At 52.9% G+C, this 25,200-nt stretch carries 19 protein-coding genes; 6 read left to right on the forward strand and 13 right to left on the reverse strand.

The window, feature by feature from the left end; all coding sequences use genetic code 11:
- Positions 1-50: 50 nt before the first annotated feature.
- Positions 51-2,666 carry an aminopeptidase N gene (gene pepN, locus DCH402_RS12505; RefSeq protein ID WP_040001371.1) on the reverse strand — a complete coding sequence of 872 codons (2,616 nt, stop codon included), beginning with the start codon at positions 2,664-2,666 and terminating at the stop codon, positions 51-53.
- A 611-nt stretch (positions 2,667-3,277) separates the two neighbouring features.
- Here pepN and pncB point away from each other — a divergent pair.
- The 5 genes from pncB (at position 3,278) to DCH402_RS12530 (ending at position 10,561) form a co-directional block, all read left to right on the forward strand.
- Complete coding sequence (gene pncB / locus DCH402_RS12510; RefSeq protein WP_040001372.1) at positions 3,278-4,483, forward strand: nicotinate phosphoribosyltransferase; 1,206 nt, start codon at positions 3,278-3,280, stop codon at positions 4,481-4,483.
- Between the two features lie 178 nt (positions 4,484-4,661).
- A complete protein-coding gene (gene asnS / locus DCH402_RS12515) occupies positions 4,662-6,062 on the forward strand; it encodes an asparagine--tRNA ligase (RefSeq protein WP_040001374.1) in 1,401 nt (466 codons plus the stop codon).
- 297 nt (positions 6,063-6,359) lie between these two features.
- The gene (locus DCH402_RS12520) at positions 6,360-7,463 is read left to right on the forward strand and encodes a porin (protein WP_040001375.1); all 1,104 of its coding nucleotides are present in this window, start codon (positions 6,360-6,362) and stop codon (positions 7,461-7,463) included.
- A 535-nt stretch (positions 7,464-7,998) separates the two neighbouring features.
- On the forward strand, positions 7,999-9,105 hold the full coding sequence (locus DCH402_RS12525) for a porin (protein ID WP_040001376.1): 1,107 nt from the start codon (positions 7,999-8,001) through the stop codon (positions 9,103-9,105).
- Between the two features lie 265 nt (positions 9,106-9,370).
- The gene (locus tag DCH402_RS12530) at positions 9,371-10,561 is read left to right on the forward strand and encodes an amino acid aminotransferase (RefSeq protein WP_040001377.1); all 1,191 of its coding nucleotides are present in this window, start codon (positions 9,371-9,373) and stop codon (positions 10,559-10,561) included.
- A 211-nt stretch (positions 10,562-10,772) separates the two neighbouring features.
- On the opposite strand, the gene DCH402_RS12535 is transcribed toward DCH402_RS12530, so the two are convergent.
- The 10 genes from DCH402_RS12535 to btuC form a co-directional block, all read right to left on the reverse strand.
- Positions 10,773-13,010 carry a YgiQ family radical SAM protein gene (locus DCH402_RS12535; protein WP_040001379.1) on the reverse strand — a complete coding sequence of 746 codons (2,238 nt, stop codon included), beginning with the start codon at positions 13,008-13,010 and terminating at the stop codon, positions 10,773-10,775.
- 290 nt (positions 13,011-13,300) lie between these two features.
- Complete coding sequence (locus DCH402_RS12540) at positions 13,301-13,939, reverse strand: MBL fold metallo-hydrolase (protein WP_012769385.1); 639 nt, start codon at positions 13,937-13,939, stop codon at positions 13,301-13,303.
- 69 nt (positions 13,940-14,008) lie between these two features.
- Positions 14,009-14,557: a YcbK family protein gene (locus DCH402_RS12545; protein ID WP_012769384.1), complete on the reverse strand. Its 549-nt coding sequence runs from the start codon at positions 14,555-14,557 to the stop codon at positions 14,009-14,011.
- Between the two features lie 197 nt (positions 14,558-14,754).
- Entirely contained in the window at positions 14,755-16,446 is a 1,692-nt protein-coding gene (ldtD, locus tag DCH402_RS12550; RefSeq protein ID WP_040001380.1) for a L,D-transpeptidase, read from the reverse strand.
- Positions 16,447-16,789: 343 nt separating this feature from the next.
- Positions 16,790-18,241 carry a protein adenylyltransferase SelO gene (locus DCH402_RS12555; RefSeq protein WP_040001381.1) on the reverse strand — a complete coding sequence of 484 codons (1,452 nt, stop codon included), beginning with the start codon at positions 18,239-18,241 and terminating at the stop codon, positions 16,790-16,792.
- Between the two features lie 251 nt (positions 18,242-18,492).
- The gene (locus tag DCH402_RS12560; RefSeq protein ID WP_040001383.1) at positions 18,493-19,224 is read right to left on the reverse strand and encodes an EAL domain-containing protein; all 732 of its coding nucleotides are present in this window, start codon (positions 19,222-19,224) and stop codon (positions 18,493-18,495) included.
- 442 nt (positions 19,225-19,666) lie between these two features.
- Positions 19,667-20,131: an NlpC/P60 family protein gene (locus DCH402_RS12565; protein WP_040001385.1), complete on the reverse strand. Its 465-nt coding sequence runs from the start codon at positions 20,129-20,131 to the stop codon at positions 19,667-19,669.
- Positions 20,132-20,332: 201 nt separating this feature from the next.
- Positions 20,333-21,103 (reverse strand): vitamin B12 ABC transporter ATP-binding protein BtuD, encoded by a 771-nt coding sequence (gene btuD / locus DCH402_RS12570; protein ID WP_040001387.1) that lies wholly within the window; start codon positions 21,101-21,103, stop codon positions 20,333-20,335.
- 2 nt (positions 21,104-21,105) lie between these two features.
- Positions 21,106-21,657: a glutathione peroxidase gene (locus tag DCH402_RS12575; protein WP_040001388.1), complete on the reverse strand. Its 552-nt coding sequence runs from the start codon at positions 21,655-21,657 to the stop codon at positions 21,106-21,108.
- A gap of 124 nt (positions 21,658-21,781) precedes the next feature.
- Positions 21,782-22,783, reverse strand: coding sequence for a vitamin B12 ABC transporter permease BtuC (gene btuC, locus DCH402_RS12580; RefSeq protein ID WP_040001390.1), 1,002 nt, complete (start codon positions 22,781-22,783; stop codon positions 21,782-21,784).
- A gap of 254 nt (positions 22,784-23,037) precedes the next feature.
- Between btuC and DCH402_RS12585 the strand changes: the two genes are divergently transcribed.
- Positions 23,038-23,292, forward strand: coding sequence for a hypothetical protein (locus DCH402_RS12585; RefSeq protein WP_040001392.1), 255 nt, complete (start codon positions 23,038-23,040; stop codon positions 23,290-23,292).
- On the opposite strand, the gene cobB is transcribed toward DCH402_RS12585, so the two are convergent.
- Together cobB and nagK are read right to left on the reverse strand one after the other, a co-directional pair.
- Positions 23,284-24,114: a Sir2 family NAD+-dependent deacetylase gene (cobB, locus tag DCH402_RS12590; RefSeq protein WP_040001393.1), complete on the reverse strand. Its 831-nt coding sequence runs from the start codon at positions 24,112-24,114 to the stop codon at positions 23,284-23,286. The two genes, DCH402_RS12585 and cobB, sit on opposite strands and share 9 nt — an antisense overlap.
- A gap of 93 nt (positions 24,115-24,207) precedes the next feature.
- Entirely contained in the window at positions 24,208-25,140 is a 933-nt protein-coding gene (gene nagK / locus DCH402_RS12595) for an N-acetylglucosamine kinase (protein WP_040001394.1), read from the reverse strand.
- Positions 25,141-25,200: the final 60 nt, after the last annotated feature.

The following is a 25,200-nucleotide window of genomic DNA, read 5'->3' on the forward strand; positions in this document are numbered from 1 at the left end:
CTTTTTATTTCTTATGATATCAAACAGATATCGATGTTGTATGGCTGGTCTTACGCGTCCAACGCTTTAGTTATCTTCTCAAACAGATCACCGGAGAGGTTTTCCAGCCCTTTAAGGGTTTCCAGCGCCTGACGCATCAGCGCCTGACGGGCCGAATCGTAGCGTTTAAGGCGAATCAGCGGTTCAATCAGACGCGAGGCCACCTGCGGGTTGCGGGTATTCAGTTCCGTGAGCATCTCGGTGAGGAACTGATAACCGCTGCCGTCTTTGCCGTGGAACGCCGACGGATTGCCCGCACAGAACGAGCCGATCAACGAACGCAGCCGGTTCGGGTTGTTCAGGCTGAACGAGCGGTGATTAAGCAGTTCACGCACCCGGTTCAACACATCACTGGCCGGGCTGCTGGCTTGCAGAACAAACCATTTGTCCATCACCAGACCATCCTGATGCCAGCGTTCATCGAAAGCCGACAGCAGCTTATCCCGGCACGGCAACTGCGCCGCTACCGAGGCCGCCAACGCCGCCAGCGAATCCGTCATGTTGTCGGCCCCGGCAAATTGCGCCGCCACCAGCGTATCCGCCTGCTCGCGATCGACAAATGCCAGATAGTGCAGGCACACATTGCGCAGCGCACGTTTCGCCATGTCCTGCTGATCAACACGGTAGGATGCCAGCTTGTTGGCACGATATACCGCCAGCAATTCGTCCGCCATTTCCTGCGCCAGCGTCTGCGTCAGCGCATGACGAACCGCGGCAATGGCGTCCGGATCGATAACCTCAAACAATTCGGCCATTTCGTTTTCGCCCGGCAACGACAGAATCTGCGAGGCCAGCATCGGATCCAGTTGGTCATCCAGCAGCACGCCGCGGAACGCGTCCACCACATGCATCGGCAACGACAAAGGCTGTTGCTGCTGGTGGCGCGCCACATTCAGGCGAATAGCATTCGCCAGCAGGCTCTGGGCGGCATCCCAACGGGAAAACGCATTGCTGGCATGGCGCATCAGGAACGTCAGTTGCTCATCGCTCCAGGGGTAATTCAGTTTGACCGGCGCGGAGAATTCACGCAGTAGCGACGGCACCGGCTGGCAGGGAACGTCATCAAACACGAACGTTTGCTCGGCTTCGGTCACGTTCAGTACCGATGCCAATTTTTGCCCTTTCTGACGCAGCGGGATCACGTTGCCTTCGCCGTCGTACAATTCCACATCCAGCGGAATATGCAGCGGTAGTTTGGGTTGCTTGTCGGCACCGACCGGCGTCATCTGGCTGACATGCAGATGATACTGACGGGTTGCCGCGTCATAGTCGTCACGTACCGTCACCACCGGCGTACCGGACTGGCTGTACCAGCGGCGGAATTGCGACAAATCGACGCTGGAAGCGTCCTCCATCGCCTGCACAAAGTCATCACAGGTCGCGGCACTGCCGTCATGACGATCAAAATAGAGCCGCATTCCGGCCTGGAATTTCTCTTCGCCCAACAGCGTATGCATCATGCGAATCACTTCCGACCCTTTTTCATACACCGTCAGAGTATAGAAGTTATTCATTTCGATCACCTGATCCGGGCGGATCGGGTGGGACATCGGGCTGGCGTCTTCGGCAAACTGCGCGCCGCGCATCACCCGCACGTTGTCGATACGATTGGCCGGGCGAGAACCGATATCGGAGCTGAACTCCTGGTCGCGGAATACCGTCAACCCTTCTTTCAAACTCAGTTGGAACCAGTCGCGACAGGTGACGCGGTTACCGGTCCAGTTATGGAAATACTCGTGGGCGATCACCGCTTCGATACCGAGATAGTCCTTGTCGGTGGCGGTTTCGGCTTTAGCCAACACATACTTGGAGTTGAAAATGTTCAGCCCTTTGTTTTCCATCGCCCCCATGTTGAAGAAATCCACCGCCACGATCATATAAATGTCGAGGTCGTATTCCAGACCAAAACGGGTTTCATCCCACTTCATGGCGTTTTTCAGCGAAGTCATCGCCCAGTCGGCACGATCGAGATTACCGCGGTCGACAAACAGCTCCAGCGCCACCTCACGGCCGGAACGGGTGACAAAGGTGTCGCGCAGCACATCAAAATCACCGGCAACCAGCGCAAACAGATAGCAGGGTTTCGGGAACGGATCCTGCCATTCCACCCAGTGACGCCCGTTGTCCGCCTCGCCTTGCCCGATACGGTTACCGTTGGAAAGCAGGTATGGGTAACGCGCTTTGTCAGCGGTAATGCGGGACGTGAAACGCGCCAGAACATCCGGCCGGTCCAGATAGTAGGTAATATGGCGGAACCCTTCGGCCTCACACTGCGTACACAGTGCTTCTCCCGACTGGTACAACCCTTCCAGCGCACTGTTGGCCGCCGGGTTGATTTCCGTTTCAATCCGCAGGGTGAATTTTTCCGGCAGCCCGGTCAGCTCCAGACCGTCTTCCAGTAAGCGATGTGCCTGCCAGTCTTGTCCATCGACCTGAACGCTCAGCAATGTCAGCCCTTCGCCGTCCAGTTTCAGCGCTGCGCCCTTTTCCCCTTGCAGCACGACCTGACTGACGGCGACCACCCGGGTCTTTTCAGCATGCAGATCAAAATCCAGTGCGATATCGGTAATGGTGTAATCCGGCGCGCGGTAATCGTGCCGGTATTTGACTTGTGGTTGTTGACTCATGACTGATTACCTTAATGACAGCAGTAATGATGGCGGTACGGCGTGATGCGGCAGCGTACCCATGCCGCCTTTTATCTACTAAGAGCGGAAGATCCGTAGTAAACACACCGAAGGTTATCGAATTTCCGTCACGCCGTAATACTCGCCGGACGACGATATCCGTCTTTATCTAAATTCACACAATAAACAAGGGTAAACAGCCCCCGTCCGTACCCGCTTTTCTCTGCGAGTACCCAGGCCGCCGCATAATACGACTGACACCGTCTACTTTGTGCGCAGTTCCGTTATTCAACAGGCTGTTACGTCTATTAAAGGGGAGTGACTGTCGGAATGCAAACTTTCCTGCCAGCGCGTCGCAGCCACGGCGGCGGGACAATTTTTCCGGCATTTTTGTTTAGTATAAAAAACATTATAATTCAATTACTCATGGTAAACAGCACGTAAAAACAGCTACTTTTTTGTCACAATCGCACGATTGAATCTCGCCTTCGCTCTCCCAATATGATGTGATAAGCCCGGTTAAACAGACAGTGTGCTCTCGCTGCCGATGGCCATACCAGTCACTTGCATTAACTTGTAAATTGTATTAAACGAGGATGCGGTAACGCATTATGACTTTACACACAGCCCCGATACTAACCTCATTGCTGGATACCGACGCCTACAAATTGCATATGCAGCAGGCGGTATTCCACCACTACTATGATGTCCATGTGGCGGCGGAGTTTCGCTGTCGCGGCGATGAGTTGTTAGGGCACTACGCCGATGAGATTCGGGCACAAGTGGAGGCCATGAGCCACTTGTCGTTGCATGACGATGAACATGCCTACCTCGCCTCTCTGCCGTTTTTCAAAACCGACTACCTGGACTGGCTGAAAAGCTTCCGTTTTGATCCCTCGCAAATCCGCATCGGCAATCATCAGGGCAAACTGGATATCCGCATCACCGGGCCATGGCGTGAAGTGATTTTGTGGGAAGTTCCGCTGCTTGCCGTCATCAGTGAAGTGGTTCACCGTGCCCGAACGCCGGGCGTGCATGTCGAGACCGCTATCGACCGGTTACAGGGAACACTGTCCCACTTTCGCCGGCAAAGTGCTGATGTCGATCTCAGCCGTTTTAAACTCATGGATTTTGGTACCCGTCGCCGCTTCTCTCACGACGTTCAGCACCAGATCGTCCGCACCCTGAAAGCGGACTTCCCTTATCTGATCGGCACCAGTAACTATGATCTGGCGCGCCGCCTGCAACTGACGCCGGTTGGCACGCAGGCGCACGAATGGTTTCAGGCTCATCAGCAAATCAGCCCAACGCTTGCCAACAGCCAACGCGCCGCGCTGGATGCCTGGCTGCTGGAATATCCTGATCAACTCGGCATCGCACTGACCGACTGCATCACCATGGATGCCTTCCTGCGTGACTTTGACCGGCATTTCGCCAGTCGCTATCAGGGGTTGCGCCATGATTCCGGCGATCCGCTCGAATGGGGCGAAAAAGCCATTGCGCATTATCATGCGCTGGATATCGACCCAATGGGCAAAACGCTGGTATTTTCCGATAACCTTAACCTGGAAAAAGCACTGCATCTTTACCGCCACTTCGGCCAACGCATTAATGTTGTCTTCGGTATCGGCACCCGGCTGACCTGTGATATTCCTTGCGTGAAGCCACTGAATATCGTCATCAAGTTGGTGGAATGCAACGGTAAACCGGTCGCTAAACTGTCGGACAGCCCGGGAAAAACCATTTGTCAGGATCAGGCATTCGTCAGCGAACTGCGCAAGGCGTTTGATCTGCCACTCGTGAAAAAAGCCTCCTGAGTCATACCCATCCCGCACGACTGACTACTCTTTAAGCCAGCAGCACCGGAATCGCATAAAACTTGCCACGTTCCGGTGATTTCTGCTTGTGTCCTGCCCGACGACAAGTAACATAACGAAACGCCCATTTATGGGCAGTGACAGTTACCCATTAAATTTCACCAATAGAGAGAATGTTATGAGCGTAGTGCCTGTAGTCGACGTACTGCAAGGCCGTGTCGCCGTTGACAGTGACGTCACCGTGCGCGGCTGGGTACGTACCCGGAGAGACTCTAAAGCCGGTATTTCCTTTATTGCCGTCTATGACGGTTCCTGCTTTGATTCGCTACAGGCTGTCGTCAATAATAATCTTGCCAATTACCAAAGCGATGTGCTGCGTCTGACTACCGGCTGTTCAGTGGAAGTGACCGGCAAGGTGGTGGAATCTCCCGGCGAAGGCCAAAGTTTTGAACTGCAGGCAACCGAGCTTAAGGTGGTCGGTTGGGTGGACGACCCTGATACCTATCCGATGGCCGCCAAGCGCCACAGTATCGAATACCTGCGTGAAGTGGCGCACCTGCGCCCGCGCACCAACCTGATCGGCGCCGTCGCCCGTGTGCGTCATACGCTGGCCCAGGCTATCCATCGTTTCTTTCATCAGAGCGGTTTCTATTGGGTATCCACCCCGCTTATTACCGCCTCCGATACCGAAGGCGCCGGTGAAATGTTCCGGGTATCCACGCTGGATCTGGAAAACCTGCCGCGTGACGATCAGGGCAAAGTCGATTTCAGTGAAGACTTCTTCGGTAAAGAAGCGTTTCTAACCGTATCCGGCCAGCTTAACGGCGAAACCTATGCCTGCGCGCTGTCTAAAATCTATACTTTCGGCCCCACCTTCCGCGCGGAAAACTCCAATACCAGCCGCCATCTGGCAGAGTTCTGGATGATCGAACCGGAAGTCGCGTTCGCCACGCTGGACGATATTGCCGCACTGGCGGAAAACCTGCTGAAGTTTGTGTTCAAGGCAGTGCTGGAAGAGCGTGCCGACGACATGAAATTCTTTGCTGAACGTGTAGATAAAGACGCCGTCAGCCGTCTGGAGCGTTTTGTCAGTTCCGATTTCGCCCAGGTTGACTACACCGATGCCATCACCATTCTGGAAAACTGCGGGCAGACGTTCGAAAACCCGGTGTCCTGGGGTATCGACCTGTCTTCCGAGCACGAACGCTATCTGGCGGAGAAGCACTTCCAGGCCCCTGTCGTCGTCAAAAACTACCCGAAAGACATTAAAGCCTTTTATATGCGCATGAACAGCGACGGTAAAACCGTGGCGGCAATGGACGTGCTGGCGCCGGGGATTGGCGAAATCATCGGCGGCTCTCAGCGCGAAGAGCGTCTGGAACAACTGGACATCCGCCTGGAAGAAATGGGGCTCAGTAAAGAGGACTACTGGTGGTATCGCGACCTGCGTCGTTACGGCACCATCCCCCATTCGGGTTTCGGCCTCGGTTTTGAACGTTTGATTGCTTATGTAACCGGTGTACAAAATGTGCGCGATGTTATTCCGTTCCCGCGCACACCACGCAACGCCACTTTCTAAGCAAAAAATAACATAAGAAAAACAGATATATGTAATAGGAAGGGCACCCATAAGGTGCCCTTCTTGTTTTGTTTTAGACGTTGCTCACAAAGTTCCCTTAATTTTACAATTTGAAATACATATTTTCCAATGGTTACCTGAATTCGAAATTAGTATCATTTAAAGGGTAGATTAACGAGCGGGTGAATGGAAAACTGCGTGCAGACACAGGAAGACAACTGTATTCGCAATAAAGTTCCGTTAAGGTTTTTTATTGTGATCCAGATGTCTTAATAACACCAATGAGGGTAATTAATAATGATGAAGCGCAACGTTCTTGCAGTGGTAATCCCTGCTCTGTTGGCTGCCGGCGCAGCTAACGCGGCTGAAGTGTACAATAAAGACGGCAACAAGCTGGACCTGACCGGTAAAGTTGTTGGCCTGCACTACCTCACCAAGGATGACGGTAACAAAGGCGATCAGAGCTATGTTCGTCTGGGTTTCAAAGGCGAAACACAGATTACGAAAGATCTGACCGGCTATGGTCGCTTTGAACAGAATTTTAACGCTAGCCAAGCTGAAGACACCAATGGTGGCGCTAATGCTAGTAAAACTCGTTATGCGTATGCCGGCCTGAAATTTGGTGATTTCGGTTCTATTGATTACGGTCGTAACCGTAGCGTTGCGTATGATGGTATCTCTTACACCGACGTACTGCCGGAATTTGGTGGCGACCAGGCATACACCGATAACCTGACTAGTCGTAACTCTGGTGTTGCTACTTACCGTAACAAGAACTTCTTTGGTCTGGTAGATGGTTGGGATTTCGCTCTGGGCTACCAATCAGCACATAGCGACTCAAGCAGAATTCAGAAGCAAACTGGCGCTGGCTGGGCAATGTCTTCTAGCTATACAGCACCGTTTGGTGTCGGCGTTGTTGGGTCATATACTCAAGCCAATCGCTCCGACACTCAAATTAACGATGGCCGTGGTGATAAAGCCGAAGCTTGGGCGACCGGTCTGAAATACGACGCAAACAATGTCTACGTTGCTGCCACCTATGGCGAATACCACAACCTGACCTATATTGCTAACAGCACATTCAGTAACAACACATCTAGTACAATCCGCGGCAACAATGCTTTCGATAAGACAAAAGTCTTTGAAGCCGTTGCTCAGTACAACTTTGACTTCGGCCTGACACCAAGTATTGGTTATGTCACAGCTAAAGGCGAAGACAATACCTCTGCTGCACGTACCGATGATTACATTACCAAATATGTTAGCTTAGGTATGACTTACTCATTTAATAAGAACTTCTCTACCTACACAGAATACGATATCAACCTGCTGGACAGCAACAACGCTTACGGTTTGTCCACTAACGACATCGTTGCTGTTGGTGTTGTTTACCAGTTCTAATCTAAATAGACTGGCTATTGTTGCATGATTTTATTGTAGCAATATCATCTATACCGCCGACTAATGTATTTTGGTCGGCGGTTTTTTCTTGAACGCCTGACATAGCCTTCATATTTATTATGCATAGGCATGACGTAACAAAAATTCCCCCGTTTGAATACACTTCATCGTCCATCTAAACCATTACCGCCACATGGCAGAAAAATTTATTTTTTATTAAATTAAAACAATAAATTACTAATCCAATTATAAGCCACAACCCACATTAATGAGCAAAATTCCATCACTTACATGTCTATTACATTTCCGTTTTATTTCATTTTTATAAAAAGCAATATGATATTAACTTTTGGATACGTATTTTTTTTAAATGTTTCTATTTGATCATGTCAGTAGCATATTCATTGTAGATAAACCCAATACCTGATGAAACACTGCCTGCGGACACAGAACGACACCTGCTTAGACGAGAAGTTCCTTACAGATTTTTCTGTAATACCGGCGCAGGTGATATAACACAACGAGGGTATTGATAATGATGAAGCGTAATATTCTGGCAGTGATAATCCCGGCACTGTTGGCCGCTGGTGCAGCTAACGCGGCTGAGATCTATAACAAAGATGGCAACAAGCTGAATCTTAACGGTAAAATTAATGGTCTGCACTATTTCTCCAAAGATACCGGCAACAGCGGCGACAAAACTTACGCCCGTCTGGGTTTCTTAGGTGAAACCAAAATCAACAACGATTTGACTGGTTATGGTCGTTTTGAATACCAATTCAACGCAGCTAACGCTGAAGATACTAACGGTGGCAACGGCAAAACCCGTTATGCGTATGCTGGCTTGAAGTTTGCCGATTTTGGTTCTCTGGATTACGGTCGTAATCGCAACGTGTCTTACGACGGTATCTCTTATACCGATGTGCTACCGGAATGGGGCGGTGATTCCGCTTATACCAACAGCTTTACTGGTCGTAGTTCTGGTGTTGCCAACTATCGCAACAAGAACTTCTTCGGTCTGGTTGAAGACCTGAACTTCGGCTTGAGCTACCAGTCTGCACATACTGACTCCAGTAATGTCAGAAACAACCTCGGTGCTGGCTATGCTTTGTCTACCTCTTACACCTCTCCTATTGGCGTAGGTGTTACCGGGTCTTACGGCCATGTTAATCGTGCAAACAAAGCCAATGGCTCTTCTGTAATCAACGATGGTCGCGGCACTGATGCAGAAATGTGGGCTACCGGCCTGAAATACGATGCCAACAGCATCTATGTAGCAGCAACTTACGGCGAATACCGTAACTTGTCCTACGTTGGTTTCAGTTCCTTCAACACCGGCTCAACCAGATCTGGCAATACTGCCTTTGACAAAACACAAGTCTTTGAAGCCGTTGCCCAGTACGCATTTGACTTCGGTTTGAAACCGTCTATTGCTTATGTTTCGGCTAAAGCAAAAGACGATACTGCCGCAACCACCCAGAACGATTATATTGTAAAATATGTTAGCTATGCTCTGACCTATTCTTTCAATAAGAATTTCTCGACCTATACCGAATATGACATGAACCTGCTGAGCAGTAGCAATGTATACAAAATGGCAACTGACGACCGCGTTGCCGTAGGTATGGTTTACCAGTTCTAATTGCTTTTGCTTTATTGAGTACCTGTGTCAAGCCGGGAACCCTCTCTCCCGGCTTTTTACATTCAGGAATACTTACCACGTACGTACCGCTTTTATCACACCACCTTGCCATGCCGCCCTGCCCCAACCTTCCTCATAAGGTATTTGTACCATCACTTTATCTTCTGCCATTATTTCCGTTTCTTTTGATGCAAACGGTTGGCAAAGCCAGACGCTGGCGTTAACCTGCTATTTCTGTTTATTCTCTGTCATGGATTACTTCGCAATGTTTGAAAAAATCTCTGCCGCACCTGCCGATCCGATTCTGGGTCTGGCTGATTTGTTTCGCGCTGATGAGCGTCCTCACAAGATCAACCTGGGAATCGGGGTCTATAAGGATGAAACCGGTAAAACCCCCGTACTCACCAGCGTAAAAAAAGCAGAACAGCTGTTACTGGAAACAGAAACCACTAAAAACTACCTGAGCATTGACGGCATCCCGGAATTCGCCCGCTGCACTCAGGAGTTGTTGTTCGGCAAGCAGAGTGAAATCATTGCGAATAAACGCGCACGCACCGCACAGACGCCGGGCGGCACCGGCGGTTTGCGTGTGGCGGCCGACTTCATCGCCAGCCAGACCAGCGCCAAACGCATTTGGGTCAGCAACCCAAGTTGGCCGAACCACAAAAATGTTTTCTCGGCCGGCGGCCTCGAAGTCTGTGATTACACGTACTATGATGCCGCTAACCACAAGCTGGATTTTGACGGGCTGCTGAGCAGCCTCAGCGAGGCTAAGGCTGGTGATGTGGTCCTGTTCCACGGCTGTTGTCATAATCCGACCGGTATTGATCCGACCAAAGAACAGTGGGAACAGTTGGCCGCACTGGCGCTGGATAAAGGCTGGTTACCGCTGTTTGACTTTGCCTATCAGGGTTTCGCCCGGGGTTTGGATGAAGATGCCGAAGGTCTGCGTATTTTCGCCGCCAAACACCAGGAATTAATCGTCGCCAGTTCTTACTCCAAGAACTTTGGCCTGTACAACGAACGTGTCGGCGCCTGCACTATCGTAGCGGCAGACGCAGCAATTGCCGATACGGCATTCAGCCAGGTCAAAGCGGGGATCCGCGCCAACTACTCCAACCCACCGTCACACGGTGCGGCCGTGGTGGCGACGGTGCTGTCCAATGAATCGCTGCGTAATATTTGGGAACAGGAATTAACCGCGATGCGTGAGCGCATTCAACGCATGCGTCATTTGTTCGTCAGTACCTTGCAGGAAAAAGGCGCAAATCAGGATTTCTCCTTCATCATCAACCAGAATGGCATGTTCTCCTTCAGCGGGTTGAATAAGGACCAGGTGCTGCGTCTGCGCAATGAATTTGGTATTTACGCCGTGAACTCAGGCCGAATCAACGTAGCAGGTATGACACCGGAAAATATGGCGCCGCTGTGCGAAGCCATTGTCGCCGTACTGTAATGTGGATGACGCCGGCTGCCTTTTAATGTCACCATAGAAAGGCCAGCGCCCCGGTTTAATGCCAGTCAGTCAGAGCCTATCCCACCAGGCCCACCAGGCTCTTAATCCTGACTGGCATTGTTTTGTTCGTTTTTTACATTCTACGTCTGCGCTACACCACGCTGTCAGTATTCACCGATATCTTATGAGGTCTGAGCGTCCTGACGAGGAGTCATCCTCTTGGGCGCTTACTCTGAGTACCCGATTTACCCGCCCCTGTGCGGACCGGTGCCTTGCCTGTGTTTGCCGGCCTGGCTTGAGCCGGTTTGGCATTGCCTTGCCCACGCGGGGTTTGACCATTACCGCGCTGATAATTGATATCACTATGCCGGGTCAGCGCCGGCCTGGCGCCCTTGCCGGCGGCCCGAGCCGTACGTTCGCCGCGGCTTTCTGCCGGGACCAGACACTCGGTGCCGGAACCAATCAGATAGCCTTTTCCCATGGCCAGCAACGCTTCACGAATAATCGGCCAGCCTGCCGGATCGTGGTAGCGCAGAATCGCCTTGTGCAGACGGCGGCGGCGCTCGCCCTTGGCTACAAACACGTCGCCATCGCTCCGGCTCACTTTGGAAAGTGGGTTTTTCTCGGTGTAATACATGGTGGTCGCGTTGGCGAGCGGCGATGGATAGAAGTTTTGCACCTGATCGAGCTTGAAGCGGTTGGACTTGAGCCACAGGGCCAGATTCACCATGTCTTCATCGGTGGTGCCAGGGTGCGCAGCAATAAAATACGGGATAAGGTACTGCTCTTTGCCCGCCTCTTTCGAGAACTTGTCAAACAGTGCCTTGAACTTGTAGTAAGTCCCCATACCCGGCTTCATCATCATCGCGAGCGGGCCCTCTTCGGTGTGCTCCGGCGCAATCTTGAGATAACCCCCCACGTGATACCTGGCGAGCTCACGCACATAGCGCGGATCTTCCACCGCGAGGTCATAGCGCACACCGGAGGCGATCAGGATCTTCTTGATGCCTTTGAGGTCGCGCGCCTTGCGATAAAGATTGATGGTCGGCGTGTGGTCAGTGTTCATATGCGGGCAGATGCCCGGCCAGACGCAGGAAGCGCGGCGACAGGTTTGCTCTGCTCTCGGGCTTTTGCAGCGCAGCTTGTACATATTGGCGGTCGGGCCGCCGAGATCGGAGATGACGCCGGTAAAACCCGGTACTTTGTCGCGGATCTCTTCGATTTCCGTCAAGATCGACGCTTCCGAACGGCTCTGGATAATACGCCCTTCGTGCTCGGTGATGGAACAGAACGAGCAGCCGCCAAAACAACCACGCATGATGTTGACCGAGGTCTTGATCATGTCATAGGCCGGGATCTTCTCCTTACCGTAAGCCGGGTGCGGCACCCGCTGGTACGGCAGACCAAATACCCCATCCATTTCGTCGGTTTCGAGCGGGAATGCCGGCGGATTAACCCAGATGATGCGATCGCCGTGAGCCTGAGCCAACGCCCGGGCGCAACCGGGGTTGGTCTCGTGGTGCAGAATGCGCGAAGCATGGGCATAGAGCACCTTGTCTTCTTTGACCCGCTCAAAAGCCGGCAACTTGACGTAGGTTTTCTCCCAGGGCTTGGGTTTGGCCGGCTGAACCCGCACCGGTCTGGCCTCTTGTGCGGCCGGTGCGGCATCGCTGGCATCGTCCGAGCAGGGTGCCCCTTCCATGTAAGGATTGGGGATAGGGTCGATACGACCAATCTGATCGAGCTTGCTCGAGTCGACTCCGCTCCAGCCCGGCAGCGGCTCGCGGCGGATGACGGCGGTGCCGCGAATATCCTGCATGGTTTCGATGCTTTCGCCTGCGGCGATACGGTGCGCCACGTCGATAAGCGGTCGCTCGGCGTTGCCGTAAATCAGAAGGTCGGCTTTGGCATCAAACAGGATGGAACGGCGAATCGTTTCGGACCAGTAGTCATAGTGGGCGATACGGCGAAGCGAAGCCTCAATACCGCCGATAATAACCGGTATCTCCTTGTAGGCCTCTTTGCAGCGCTGGGTATAGACCAGCGTTGCGCGATCGGGCCTTTTGCCGGCGACGTTGCCGGGGGTATAGGCGTCATCGTGGCGCAGCTTTTTATCCGAGGTGTAGCGATTGATCATCGAGTCCATATTGCCTGCCGTTACCCCAAAAAAGAGGTTAGGCTTGCCCAGACGCATAAAGTCCGCTTTGGAGGACCAATCCGGCTGAGCGATGATACCGACCCGAAAGCCCTGGGATTCGAGCATACGGCCAATCACCGCCATACCAAAACTCGGGTGATCCACGTAAGCATCACCGGTAATCAGAATGATGTCGCAACTGTCCCAGCCGAGCTTGTCCATCTCGTTGCGAGACATGGGCAGAAAGGGCGCGGTACCGTAGCATTCAGCCCAATAGCGGGGATAGGAGAAGAGCGGGGTTATCGGTTGCATTTTGACCACCTGAAAAATTCTGGTCGCGCATTATACCGGCTGCCAAGGGCTGCGGCGATGGCTTTTTATCCCTGTACATCGCGGAAATTAGCGCAACGGGAGCCACAGGCGGAATGGCTTGTTTTGTCAGTTAAAAGAGAGCGGGTTTCCCAGTGTCTGCTGGCGAATCCACAAAAATACCATTCCTGCAAAAATACCCTGTAACAAAACGGACAAAAAATAATGCCAGTCAGGTTCACTGGCTGGCATTAGGCAGACTCGCAGGCCTTTTTATCGCGTTGATACGCAAATCACTCGGTATCACGCACAAACGGATTGGTACGACGCTCTTCACCGAAGGTAGACATCGGCCCATGACCCGGAATAAACGCGATATCATCACCGAGAGGAAATAACTTATTGCGGATGGATGCTATCAGTGCCTGGTGATCGCCCTGCGGGAAATCGCTACGTCCCACGCCGCCACGAAAAATGACATCCCCGACCTGAGCGAAACGCGATAACTTATCCACGAACACCACATGCCCCGGTGTATGCCCAGGACAATGCAGAACAGACAACACCGACTCGCCAAGGGTGATGGTATCGCCGTCCTCCAGCCAACGCGTCGGCGTCAACGGCGGGCAATCACTCAAACCAAACATGCGGCTCTGGGCCGGTAATCCGTCAAGCCAGAACGCGTCGGCACGTTGCGGGCCGACAATCGGCGCCTGAAAGTGCTCAGCCAGCGCCACTGCGGCACCCACATGGTCCAGATGACCATGCGTCAACAAAATCTGGGTTATCGTCACCCCCGCCTGCGCAACGGCCTGTTTGATTTTGTCTGCTTCACCGCCAGGATCGACAATAGCGGCCTGCAAGGTTTTCTCGCACCATAACAGGGTGCAATTTTGACCGAAGGCCGTAACAGGAATAATTTGGTACTTCATACCACTCCGTCTTTACTCCAAATCCTTATTCGAGGGAAAACGCTCCGCCTCGCCTATCTATCCCCTGTATTACCAGGTACGGATCGCGCCGGTATCGATGTGCACGAAATTGCTCTGCGGATAATAGCCAACGCCACCGGCACGCATTTTTACCGCCGCTTTGCGTATATTCGCCAGTTGGACGCCTTCAATATGGAAATCCATGGCCTTACCCAAGGTATGGTAGCTCTGTTTCGCCACGCCCTTACTGTGCGACCGCAGATCTTCATTGGTACTGTAAGAACGGTAACCCGAGATCAGCTGTACCGGCTTGGTCGTACCTAACATCACCTGCAGGCGGTAGAGCTGATCAAACAGCGAGGGGTCGATAGTTTTAACTTTATTCGCCCGATAATCACGGAAAAAGTGGTTCAGCCGGGAGAGTTCTTCTTTGTTATAGCGACGGCCATCAAAGAATTCGACTTTGATACGTTCACCGGTGTTGAGATTGTTCAATGTCAGAATGCGCGGACGAGCCGTAGATAATGAAGCGAATGACTGACCCGGCAAGAGTGCTATCCCTAACGCTGCGCCGCCGAGCGCCAGCCATTTGCGTCGATGATTATCAATGTATTCCATAAAGATCGCGTACCCTGGGCTAAAAAAGCGAAGAGAAAAACAACCAATGAAGCGGTACGTAAAAGCACCGCTTTGCACCTTAACTGCCTGAGAGTAGCCCGTCAACCCACGTGATTGAGCCTATCTGCGGCCACCGCTGTGGTTTTCGCTCTGCCCGCCTGTCGACGTAATCCGGGAATTGCCCAGATTACGGATAGTTACTGTAATAATAATCCGGCTCGGGACAATGCCAGCGCACTGGTTTTTACCGTATCATCATAATTGTAAATATCTGTGCGGAACTGCGGCTTGCCGTCATCGGCCACCCAGGCGGTGAGATAATAGAAATTCACCGGCACGCGTTGGCGCACAGCGACATAGGTGGTATTCCCCTGCTCCAGCGTTGACGAGATACGGGCATTGTTCCAGCCGGCATCCTGCAACAATAACGCCGCCAGCTCCGATGCTTTATTGACGCGCACACATCCCGAACTCAGCGCCCGGATATCTTTCTGGAACAGATTGTGGTTCGGCGTGTCATGCAGATAGATAGAGTCCGTATTAGGCATATTGAACTTGTAGCGCCCCAGCGAGTTACCGTCTCCCGGAGCCTGACGCAAACGATATGGGAAGTTACCGGCCGACATCATCGGCCAGTCGATCATTGACGGATCAATGGGCTGGGCGCTGTCGGTCCAGTCTGATAACACGGTATAACCGTGGCGCTGCAAATATCCCGGGTCCTGAATCACTTTAGGAATAATATCCTGACGGGTCAGCGTGGTGGGCACATTCCAGGGCGGATTCATCACCACATTGCTGAGCGAACTGCTCATCAGCGGCGTTTTTCGTTTAGGCTGGCCGACAATCACCCGCGACGAGAGAATCTCCGCGCCATTCTGGTAATAGCTCAGCGAATAATTGGGGATGTTCACCATAATGCCGCTGCTGACTTTATCCGGCACCAGGCGCAGGCGCTGGATATTCAACGCCAGCAACGCCGCACGCATCTGCGAAGACACATTGAGCCAGTCCCGCGTGCGTTTGCCAATGACACCGTCATCTTGCAGCCCTTGTGAATGCTGAAAACGTTTTACGGCCTCTACCATTTCGCCGTCATAACGCAACGAGGCTGTATTGCCTGCTGCCGTCGCATCGTTAAACAGCGGCATAGCCGCGCTATCCTGACTCAGCATGCCGGTTCGCAACAAAATTTCTTGCAACACCGGCAGCGCATTACTTTCATCGCCGGGGCGTAATGAGTCCGCCAACACCAGCTTCGGCCAGGGGCGATTATCCGTCAGCATGTTTTTCAATGCCGTGTGCATTTTTTCATACTGAGAATGACGAGGCGCCAGTGAGGCAATAAACGCCGCACCATTGCCGGATGTTATCGCCTGCTGCCACTGTTCAATCATCGCCGCCGACGGCGCCGCCAGCTTATAAGGAACGCTACCATACAGCCAGTTGCTGCCGTTTTTTTCTACCCCGGCAACAAATTGGAGATAGCCCAACATGGCATCTGATAGCACCACATCGCGGGAAAAATCGCTTAATTTTGGATCGGTCAGCCAGGTCACCCAGGTGTTAAATTGCGGTTGTACCCCAGAGAGCGCCACTTCCGCCAGTTGTTGCTGAAAAACTTTAACTAACTGGGCATCACTCCACATCGGCCGCCTATGTTGGCGTGCATAAAGTGTGGTCAACTCGCCGAGATAATAAGGCGAAATACCGGCAGGCAAACCGCTTGTAACAGAGGAGTGATTTTTTATCGCCGTCGACGCCGCCACACTGTCGGGTGCCGCCGATGAAGCCGCCTGAACAGAAAACGAAGTCAACACGCTACCCAGCCAAATCGAACCGGCCACGCCCAAAAGCAGTTTTTGTGTATTTCGTTTAACTACCAACATCCATTTATCCCCTGTACATAAAATGACACTGCTTTTATTACACCGTGTTCTATCTACCGGCCTGTTTCTACCAACCTGTTTCTGTCGGCCAATACGGTTTTCGCACCCGGTATTTCAAATACCGCGCGGCGCGTTACAACAAACGGCAATTATTACGCCCCGGAGTTATCCATCCTGTCGTGCGGCTCTACATCACGAAAAATGGCGGGATGCAACGCCGGTTTATTCTGATTTTACGGCGAGACAAGGGAAATAACGAGGCCTGATGCACCAATAATTCAAACATCATACAACCAGTTATCACGTTTTTCTTCACTCCCGTTGCATATCGGGCACGCGCAATCTAGCTTGAACAGGAGATAGCCAGATGTTTTCCCCAGTCTGGCGGCAAACCGGCCAAATCAGCCCTTTCGGGTTGATCATTATATGGCTGGCACAAGGTTTGATGCAGGCGGGCAAGTAAACCGACATCCCCCGTCTCAGCACGTTCAATCGCTTGTTGCGCCAGATAGTTACGCAAAATATAACGCGGGTTGGCCAGCTTCATCTGTTGCTGACGCACCGCATCATCGGTGCTTTCCAGCATCAGCCGTTGGCGATACAAGCTGAACCATTCATCAAACGCCGCCCGATCGATAAACACGTCCCGTAATGGTGAGTGGCTGCTATGCTGTTCCGTTTCCGACAACAACCGAAAAATATGGCTATAGTCGGCTTGTTCCCGCTTCATCAGTTGTAATAATCCGACCAACACCTCATTATCTTGCGTCAGCGGCGTAGTAAACCCCAGTTTGGCGCGCATCAATTCGCCGAACCGTTGCATCAACGCCGGCTCATAGCGATGCAGCGCTTGCTGTAGCTTATCCGCAGACATCAATCCCGAGAGGGACTGTGCCAGACGATGTAAATTCCACAAGGCCACCGCCGGCTGATTATCAAACGCGTAACGCCCCTGATGGTCTGAATGATTGCAGATATAACCGGGCTGATAGTCATCCATGAATCCGAACGGGCCGTAATCAATAGTCAGGCCAAGAATAGACATATTGTCGGTATTCATGACGCCGTGTGCAAAGCCCACCGCTTGCCAGTGGGCAATCAGCCTTGCGGTCCGCTCCACAACATCGTTGAACCACAGATAAAAGCGATCAGTCTCCTGCTGCCAGTGCGGCCAATGACAGGCAATCACGTATTCGGCCAACTGACGAACTTTTTCAGGCTCACGACGATAATAAAAATGCTCGAAATGACCGAAACGGACATGGCTGTCTGCGACCCGCAATAACATCGCCCCCCGCTCCTCCTGTTCACGCTGAACGGGGTGGTCGCTGGTGACGATCGTCAATGCTCGCGTGGTGGGAATATTAAGATGATGTAATGCTTCAGAAGCCAGAAACTCACGCACCACAGAACGCAGCACCGCCCGCCCGTCACCCATACGTGAATAAGGGGTCAATCCCGCCCCTTTGAGATGCCAGTCTTGTGTTCGACCATCGGCCAGTTGCTGCTGTCCAAGTAAAATCCCGCGTCCGTCTCCTAATTGCCCGGCCCAGACGCCGAACTGATGACCGCTGTATACCTGAGCCAACGGCGCCATTCCCGGCAGTGTTTTTTCCCCGCTCCAGATACGGCGGTTATCCCCCTCAAAGCAGTCAGCGGATAACCCCAGTGTCTCGGCCAAGGGGGCGTTGTAATAGAGCAAACGCGCCCCGTGTAATGGCGTAGGCGTCAGTTCGGTATAAAAGCCCGGCAATTGTTGATGATAGTGGTTATTGAACAGCAGGTGATGTGGCATAACTCCCCCTTTTCTCCTCAGTGTAGAACTGCATCAGGAGAATTAACACGGAGTAACCACAGGGGCATTAACCGATATTCCTTGCCTACCTCAGCTTGCAGGTAAGTTGCGTTGTTCAACGCACCGGCGTGTTGCCCTGTCACGCGAATGATGTAGGGTATAGAAACAGTCAGCCAGAAAAACATGCCGGTGCACGCGGCACAAAAACAGCAGACGCCGACGGTTGTCGAGCGCCTGTACCGGCCTAACCCTTAACTATAACAAGCCGCCGGAATTAACAGATTCTCCAGCGACTCCGGGGACAAAGACGGCCATAATTGCCCCTGGACGGCATTAATATCAAGCTCGAGCGCGCTCTCAAAACCGGCAACAGTATCCACCCCTTTCGCGACCACATTCAGTGAAGGACACTGTTTTTTCATCGCATGTAACATCGGATTAATAATAGAAACCGAGACAGGACGCGTTAATAATTTACCGATAAATGCCGCATCCATTTTTACGCTGGAAATAACGCCATCATAAAATGGTTTCATATTTACTTTACCTGCACCAAAATTATCCAGCCACAAATGAAAAGATTGGCTTAATTTCATCAGCAGAGCATTATCTCGCCCATACGATATATCGGGGAAATTTTCATTAATTTCAAGTTGCAGAAAAGGGAGTGAGCGGAATTCACGCCCTAGCGGCGTATCGTCAACCAGAAATTCCGTCAATGTATGATCGATTTTCAACACAACGGCGATACGATGATTGATAAACCATGCTGATTTATCCTTCAAGATCGCCAGTTGCTCTCTCAGCAACGTTTGCTTCTGCCGATGACTCAACACCCCCAGGAGAATATCCTGTGGTATGGACAGCCCGGCTTCGCTCTGAAAGCGGCCGCTCATCTCCAGTGCCAGTAACCGTGAATCAAGGCGATAAATCGGAGAAAAATGGTACTGACTGACATAGTCAACTTCAAGTTGGATACGCATAGTGTTATAGCCAGAGTTAAAAGATTAAACCCGCCGTAACGAGCCGTCAGGCAGGAAAACATGCCTGACCAGATCCTATTCGCTGCTACCACTCCTGAAACATTAAGAGAGATTAATAATAATCAAACGAAGCGCGTATTTTATCTACCCAACCCGCCAGCATTCGTAAGAAAATATAATAAATCGCTCTCATCCTTTTTCACGCGAATACCATTTGGTTACTGCCAAAACCAACGCTAATCTATAATTTACCTCTACCGAAAAACAATCCGTTTTTCATTTTTCAGACAAAGCCCTAATACAGATTTCAAATTATTAACGAATGTTTTCCGACAACCAGACAATTAATGTGTTTATTTCGTGATGATGTTGAGGGTAATCCGTCTGTAATTGCTCGCCGACCGTGACCAATGCAACAGGCCGCAGTCAGGCGGCCGAAAAATCAGATACGGCGGGCCTGCCAGTAGGCCCGTTTCCAGTAAACGTTGTTTAGCGACGAGCGCATCACCCCGCGGCTGGTCGAAGCATGAATAAATTGGTCGTTGCTATCATAGATGCCGACATGCAGCCCATTCTCACCGCTACCGGTACGGAAAAAGACCAGATCGCCCGGCAGCAGGTCACCACGATCGACACGCGTGCCGACCGCCGTTTGCTCCTCGGTCGAACGCGGCAACGTCAGGCCGAATCTATCCCGAAACGTCAGATAAACGAAACCAGAGCAATCAATGCCATCGTGATCCAACCCGCCATAGCGGTATGGTGTACCATGCCACTGTGCCAGTTGCGCATGCAGTTGCGCGCTCACCTCACTGGTATCACCCAGGCGGGTACTTTGCGGCACATGGCTACTACACCCCGCCAGAAACAATGCCACCAGTATTAGCCAGACTCTCCAGAACCTCATGCGCTTATACTCACCATTGACGGGATCGCCCCACAAAACCGAATTACGTCATATTATCATTTGCGCTTTGACGTTAATCGTTAGAAAACAGAGAGTTTTTCTACCATAACGCCAGATTACGGTGAATATCGCCCCTCACACCGTACGCGCTCAGTCGGTAACCATGCGCCGACAGCCCGACACGTTATCCTCTGTGGGGCATTATTCCTGTTGCGCCAGCATCCAGTGCCGCCCTTCCAGCACATAATCCGTAAATGCCACGCCAAACACCGCAGATAGCCTATCCGGTTGCATCACATCGGCGGCCGTTCCCTGCGCCGCCACCTCACCACCGGACATCAGCCAGACACGATCGGCATGATGCAAGGTATGATTCAAGTCATGGCCTGAAGCTACCACCGTCATCCCCTCCCGACATAACTCCGCCAGCAATGAATCCAGCGCAACACGTTGGGCAATATCCAGACTGGCGACGGGTTCATCCAACAGTAATAACCGGGCTGACGGATTCAGTGTCGGCCAGGCCTGCAATAACACCGCCGCCAGCCTGACGCGTTGCCATTCCCCGCCGGATAGCCGGGTCAGCGGGCGTCGCAATTTATCCGCCAACGATAGCCGCTCCGTCAGCCGCTGCACGACAGTATCCACCGCATGAGCATCACCAGATGAGGGTTGATGCAACTGCAAATACTGAAACACCGGCATCAGCGCCACTGCGCGGTGATGTTGCGGCAGATAAGCTCGCACCCTCGCCAGCTCACCCGCCGCCCAGTCCGCTATCGGCCGCCCAAGCAGTTGCGCCTCGCCTTCACCCGGCTGCAAACCGGCCATCAATGCCAGCAACGTACTCTTACCCGCGCCATTGGGACCAATAATATGAACCTGTTCGCCGGGATAACAGTTAAGACACACTGAAGATAGCCGTCCGGCGACACTGACATTTCGCAGACTGAGCAAGGGTTGAGCCGTCACGATTACTGCGCCAGCGCCTGTTCAACGGCTTTGATAATCACGCCGTCATCCGGCGTCATATCAGGTGAAAAGCGCGCTATCACCTCACCGCGGCGATTAATCAAAAATTTTTCAAAATTCCACAGAATATCGCCAGGATATACGGGAGCCTGGCCTTTGCTGACGCGGCGCTCGTAAAATTCACTCCCCTGCGGCCGTAACGCTTGCGGTTGTGCCTGAATCAATGCCTGATACAAGGGGTGGCGATCACTGCCGTTGACCGCTATTTTGCCAAACATCGGAAACTGTACGCCGAAAGTCCCGCGGCAAAACGCGCTTATTTCTTCGTTGCTGCCCGGCTCTTGCCCGGCAAACTCATTGGAAGGAAAACCCAATACGGCAAACCCGCGATCACGATACGTTTCGTACAGATTTTCCAGGGCTTCATATTGCCGGGTCAGCCCACACTGCGAAGCGACATTCACCACCAGCAGCACGTTATTACGCCAGTTTTCCAGTGTTGACTGACGGCCATCGATGGTTTGCAGGGGAATTGCGTAGATGTCATTGCTCATTGTCTGTTCCTGTTATTAAAACTACTTATCATTGTCGAACTGCCTATCATCGCGAACCGGCGTGTTCGCCGGTCGATGTATTGCACCTGAATTATTGCGCCTTATCGCTGTATCCTCGTGGGAATCACACCTGATGGCGCAACAGCAGCCAGATAAACCAGGGAGCCCCCAGTGTGGCGGTCACTACGCCGACCGGCAGTTCTGCCGTCGCCAGCACAGTGCGCGCCAGCGTATCCGCCAGCATCAGCACAACGGCGCCGGCCAGGCCGCATCCGGTTAATAGATAGCGCTGATCGGTCAACCCGCACAAGCGCAAAATATGCGGGATAACCAGGCCGACAAAACCGATCACGCCGGCCAGCGCCACACTGAGACCGACCAGCGCGCCCATTGCCAGAACCAGCGCATTGCGCCAGTACAATACCGCAACCCCTAACTGCCGGGCCGCCGATTCGCCCAACGCCAGTTGGTTGAGCACGCCACCACAGCGCGCCAGACACACCAGCAGAGGTAATATCAGCAGCATTAACCCGCCGTAGCGCCAATCCACACCGCTGAATCCGCCCATCATCCAATACATTAACTGGCGCAGATCAACGCTGGTGCTGAAATAGACCGCCCAGGTCATCAAGGCGCTGCAAATAATGCCGAGGGCGACGCCGATAAGCAGTAACCTGGCGTTAGAAACCCCGGCCCGGGAAAACCGCAGCAACAGCAATGTTACCAGCAGCGCACCGGCAATAGCGCATACACTGAGGATCCAGACCGGCAACGCGCCTTGCCCGAGCAACACCGCAACGACCAGCGCCACGCCCGCACCGTTGGATACGCCAAGCAGCCCCGGCTCAGCCAACGGGTTATCGAATACGGCCTGCATAACCGCGCCGCCCATTGCCAGCCCTGCGCCCACCAGCATCACCGCCAGCGTACGCGGCAGCCTGAGCTGCCAGATAAAGAGTGAAGACTCAGGATCCAACCAATGCGTCGGCCCAATCCAGCGTTCGCCGGCACACAGACTCATTACAATACCGGATACCAGCAACAGCCAGAGAACCAGCAGGCGCTGACGATCTCGCTGTTGCTGACGTTGTTTCAGTTGGGTATAGCCTAACGGGGTTAATTGCATGAGAAAGCCTGCAATAAAAAAGTCGGATAATGACTCATGATGCGTATATCCACAGTGATATCAAGCTGATGCGGGAAAATTCCGCTAAAGAATGGAAGACGGCTCGAAAAATCTGCCGCAAAGAACGGCGACGAATACCCACCGAGGTAGGGTATGAAATGTGATTACTCCATCTAATTTGATTACTTTTCGATCTATCAAATCTCAACTACCCTATAGAAAGACCGTAATCAACCATCTCGCGGGGTAATGTTATGCTGGCATTTCTTATGCGCATGCTGTATCGCGCCCGACGTAAAGACAAACACCGAGATAGCGCCACCGCCCACACCTGCGTCGAATGCGAATACAGCTTCTACAACCACGAAGCCTGCCTGCCGTTCGACCAGCTCGAAGAATGTTTACGCGCCCGTCGTGATGCGCTGATGCAGGAACGCCCGCCGGTAGCCGAATCGATGCCCAGCATCATTTATCCGCGCCGGGCGGGCAAATCATCAGATTCAGGTTGACGTCGCGGCATACTGTGCAAGCCAGTTGTGGACAAACTCCACCACAACCTTACTGGCGGGGCCATAAATATGCTCATCGAACTGGCTTTGGATTTGGCTTGGCTCCAGATTCAGTTCCACGGTATGCGCGCCGTGTACGTGCGCTTCGTGAACAAAACCCGCGGCCGGATAGACATGGCCCGATGTTCCGATAGCGATGAAAAAATTCGCTTCCGACAACGCATGATAGATGCGGTCCATCCCCAGCGGCATCTCTCCGAACCACACCACATGGGGACGCAACGGCGCCGGAAACTGGCAGCAATGGCAGCGATCGTCGACAGATACATCGTCTGTCCACTCAAACACTTGCCCACTGTGGCTGCAACGGACTTTCAGCAACTCGCCGTGCATGTGAATGATGCGCTTGCTGCCGGCACGCTCATGCAAATTGTCGATATTCTGGGTGACTAACAGAAAATGATCGCCGAGCGCCGCTTCCAGCTCCGCCAACGCCAGATGCGCCGCGTTAGGCACAATCTCCGGTTGCTGCAACTGACGACGACGCTGATTATAAAAGTTCTGCACCGTTTGCGGATCGCGATGAAACCCTTCCGGTGTGGCGACATCTTCCACCCGATGCTCTTCCCATAGCCCATCCGAAGCACGGAACGTGCGAATACCGGACTCAGCAGAAATCCCTGCTCCGGTAAGTACAACAACACGTGGTTTATTCACGTTTTTGACCACCAGATAATCAAGATGAAAAATGCGGGCACACAAACGCTGATGACGCAGGCGTTTTCGCTGCCGAAAACGGTGTAATCGCTGACGCGAGTGCATGTCTGCTCCTTAGCATGTTTTAAGCGCACCTCTGCAACCCGCCGAGGCTTTGCTCCAGGCCCGCGCTGACCGCGGGGTATCAGTGTGCCGCCATCAGAATCCGGGCGGCTGCGGCTGATTTATCAAGTGTAGCAATGCTGCACCGCGCACGCCGCCCGCATCGCCATGCCGCGCTTTTTCAATGCGCGGAACACGTGCCACCGGTAACAAACTGCCGGGCAGCCGCTGCGGCAACTGCCGGTAAATTTCATCGAAATTCGACAAACCGCCACCAAAAACAATCAGATGCGGGTCAACCAACGTTAACAGATTCCCCAGGCACACGGCCAGCAAGGCCAGATAACGCTCTACATGCTGCCGCGCCTGAGGTTCGCCGGCATAGAATGCCGCGATAATCTCCGGGGCTGATAGCGTGCAATGGTAAAAATGCGTGTATAGCCATTCGAACCCGCGCCCGGAAAGGTAGTTTTCGACACAACCGCGACGGCCGCAACCGCATGTTACCCGAGGAATGGACTCACCGAGAATATCCAGCGCATCGACCGGCAAACGGAAGTGCCCCAACTCGCCGGTAACGCCGTTCTTCCCGTCCACTACCTGGCCATTCACTACCAGCCCGCCCCCCATGCCGGTGCCGAGAATAATCCCCAACACCACCGGGTAAACGCGAAATTCGTCGTCCCAGGCTTCTGATAGCGCAAAACAATTGGCGTCATTACTGAGGCGCACTTCACGTGCCAGTAGCCGGCTGAGGTCGGCGCGCAACGTGCGCCCCATCGCGGCGGGCAGATTGGCTGCAAACAAGGTGCCGTCATCCGCGTTCTCCATCCCCGGCACGCCAACGCCGACCGAGCCGCGACCGCCGATCAGCGCATCGGCCTCTTGCGTTAAGTTCAGCAATGCCTGCAACAGGCAGTCATAATCGTCCCGGGGGGTGGCAATGCGTTTTTGCCAGATGCGCCGCAGCCCGGCATCAAACACCGCCAGCTCTGTCTTGGTACCGCCAATGTCAAAACCGTAATACATAGGCGCGCCCTCAGCTTCAGACAAGAGAACGGCGCCACGGCGTCCTCGCCATGGTGCCGT

This window comes from Dickeya chrysanthemi NCPPB 402 (assembly GCF_000406105.1).
Lineage (GTDB): Bacteria > Pseudomonadota > Gammaproteobacteria > Enterobacterales > Enterobacteriaceae > Dickeya > Dickeya chrysanthemi.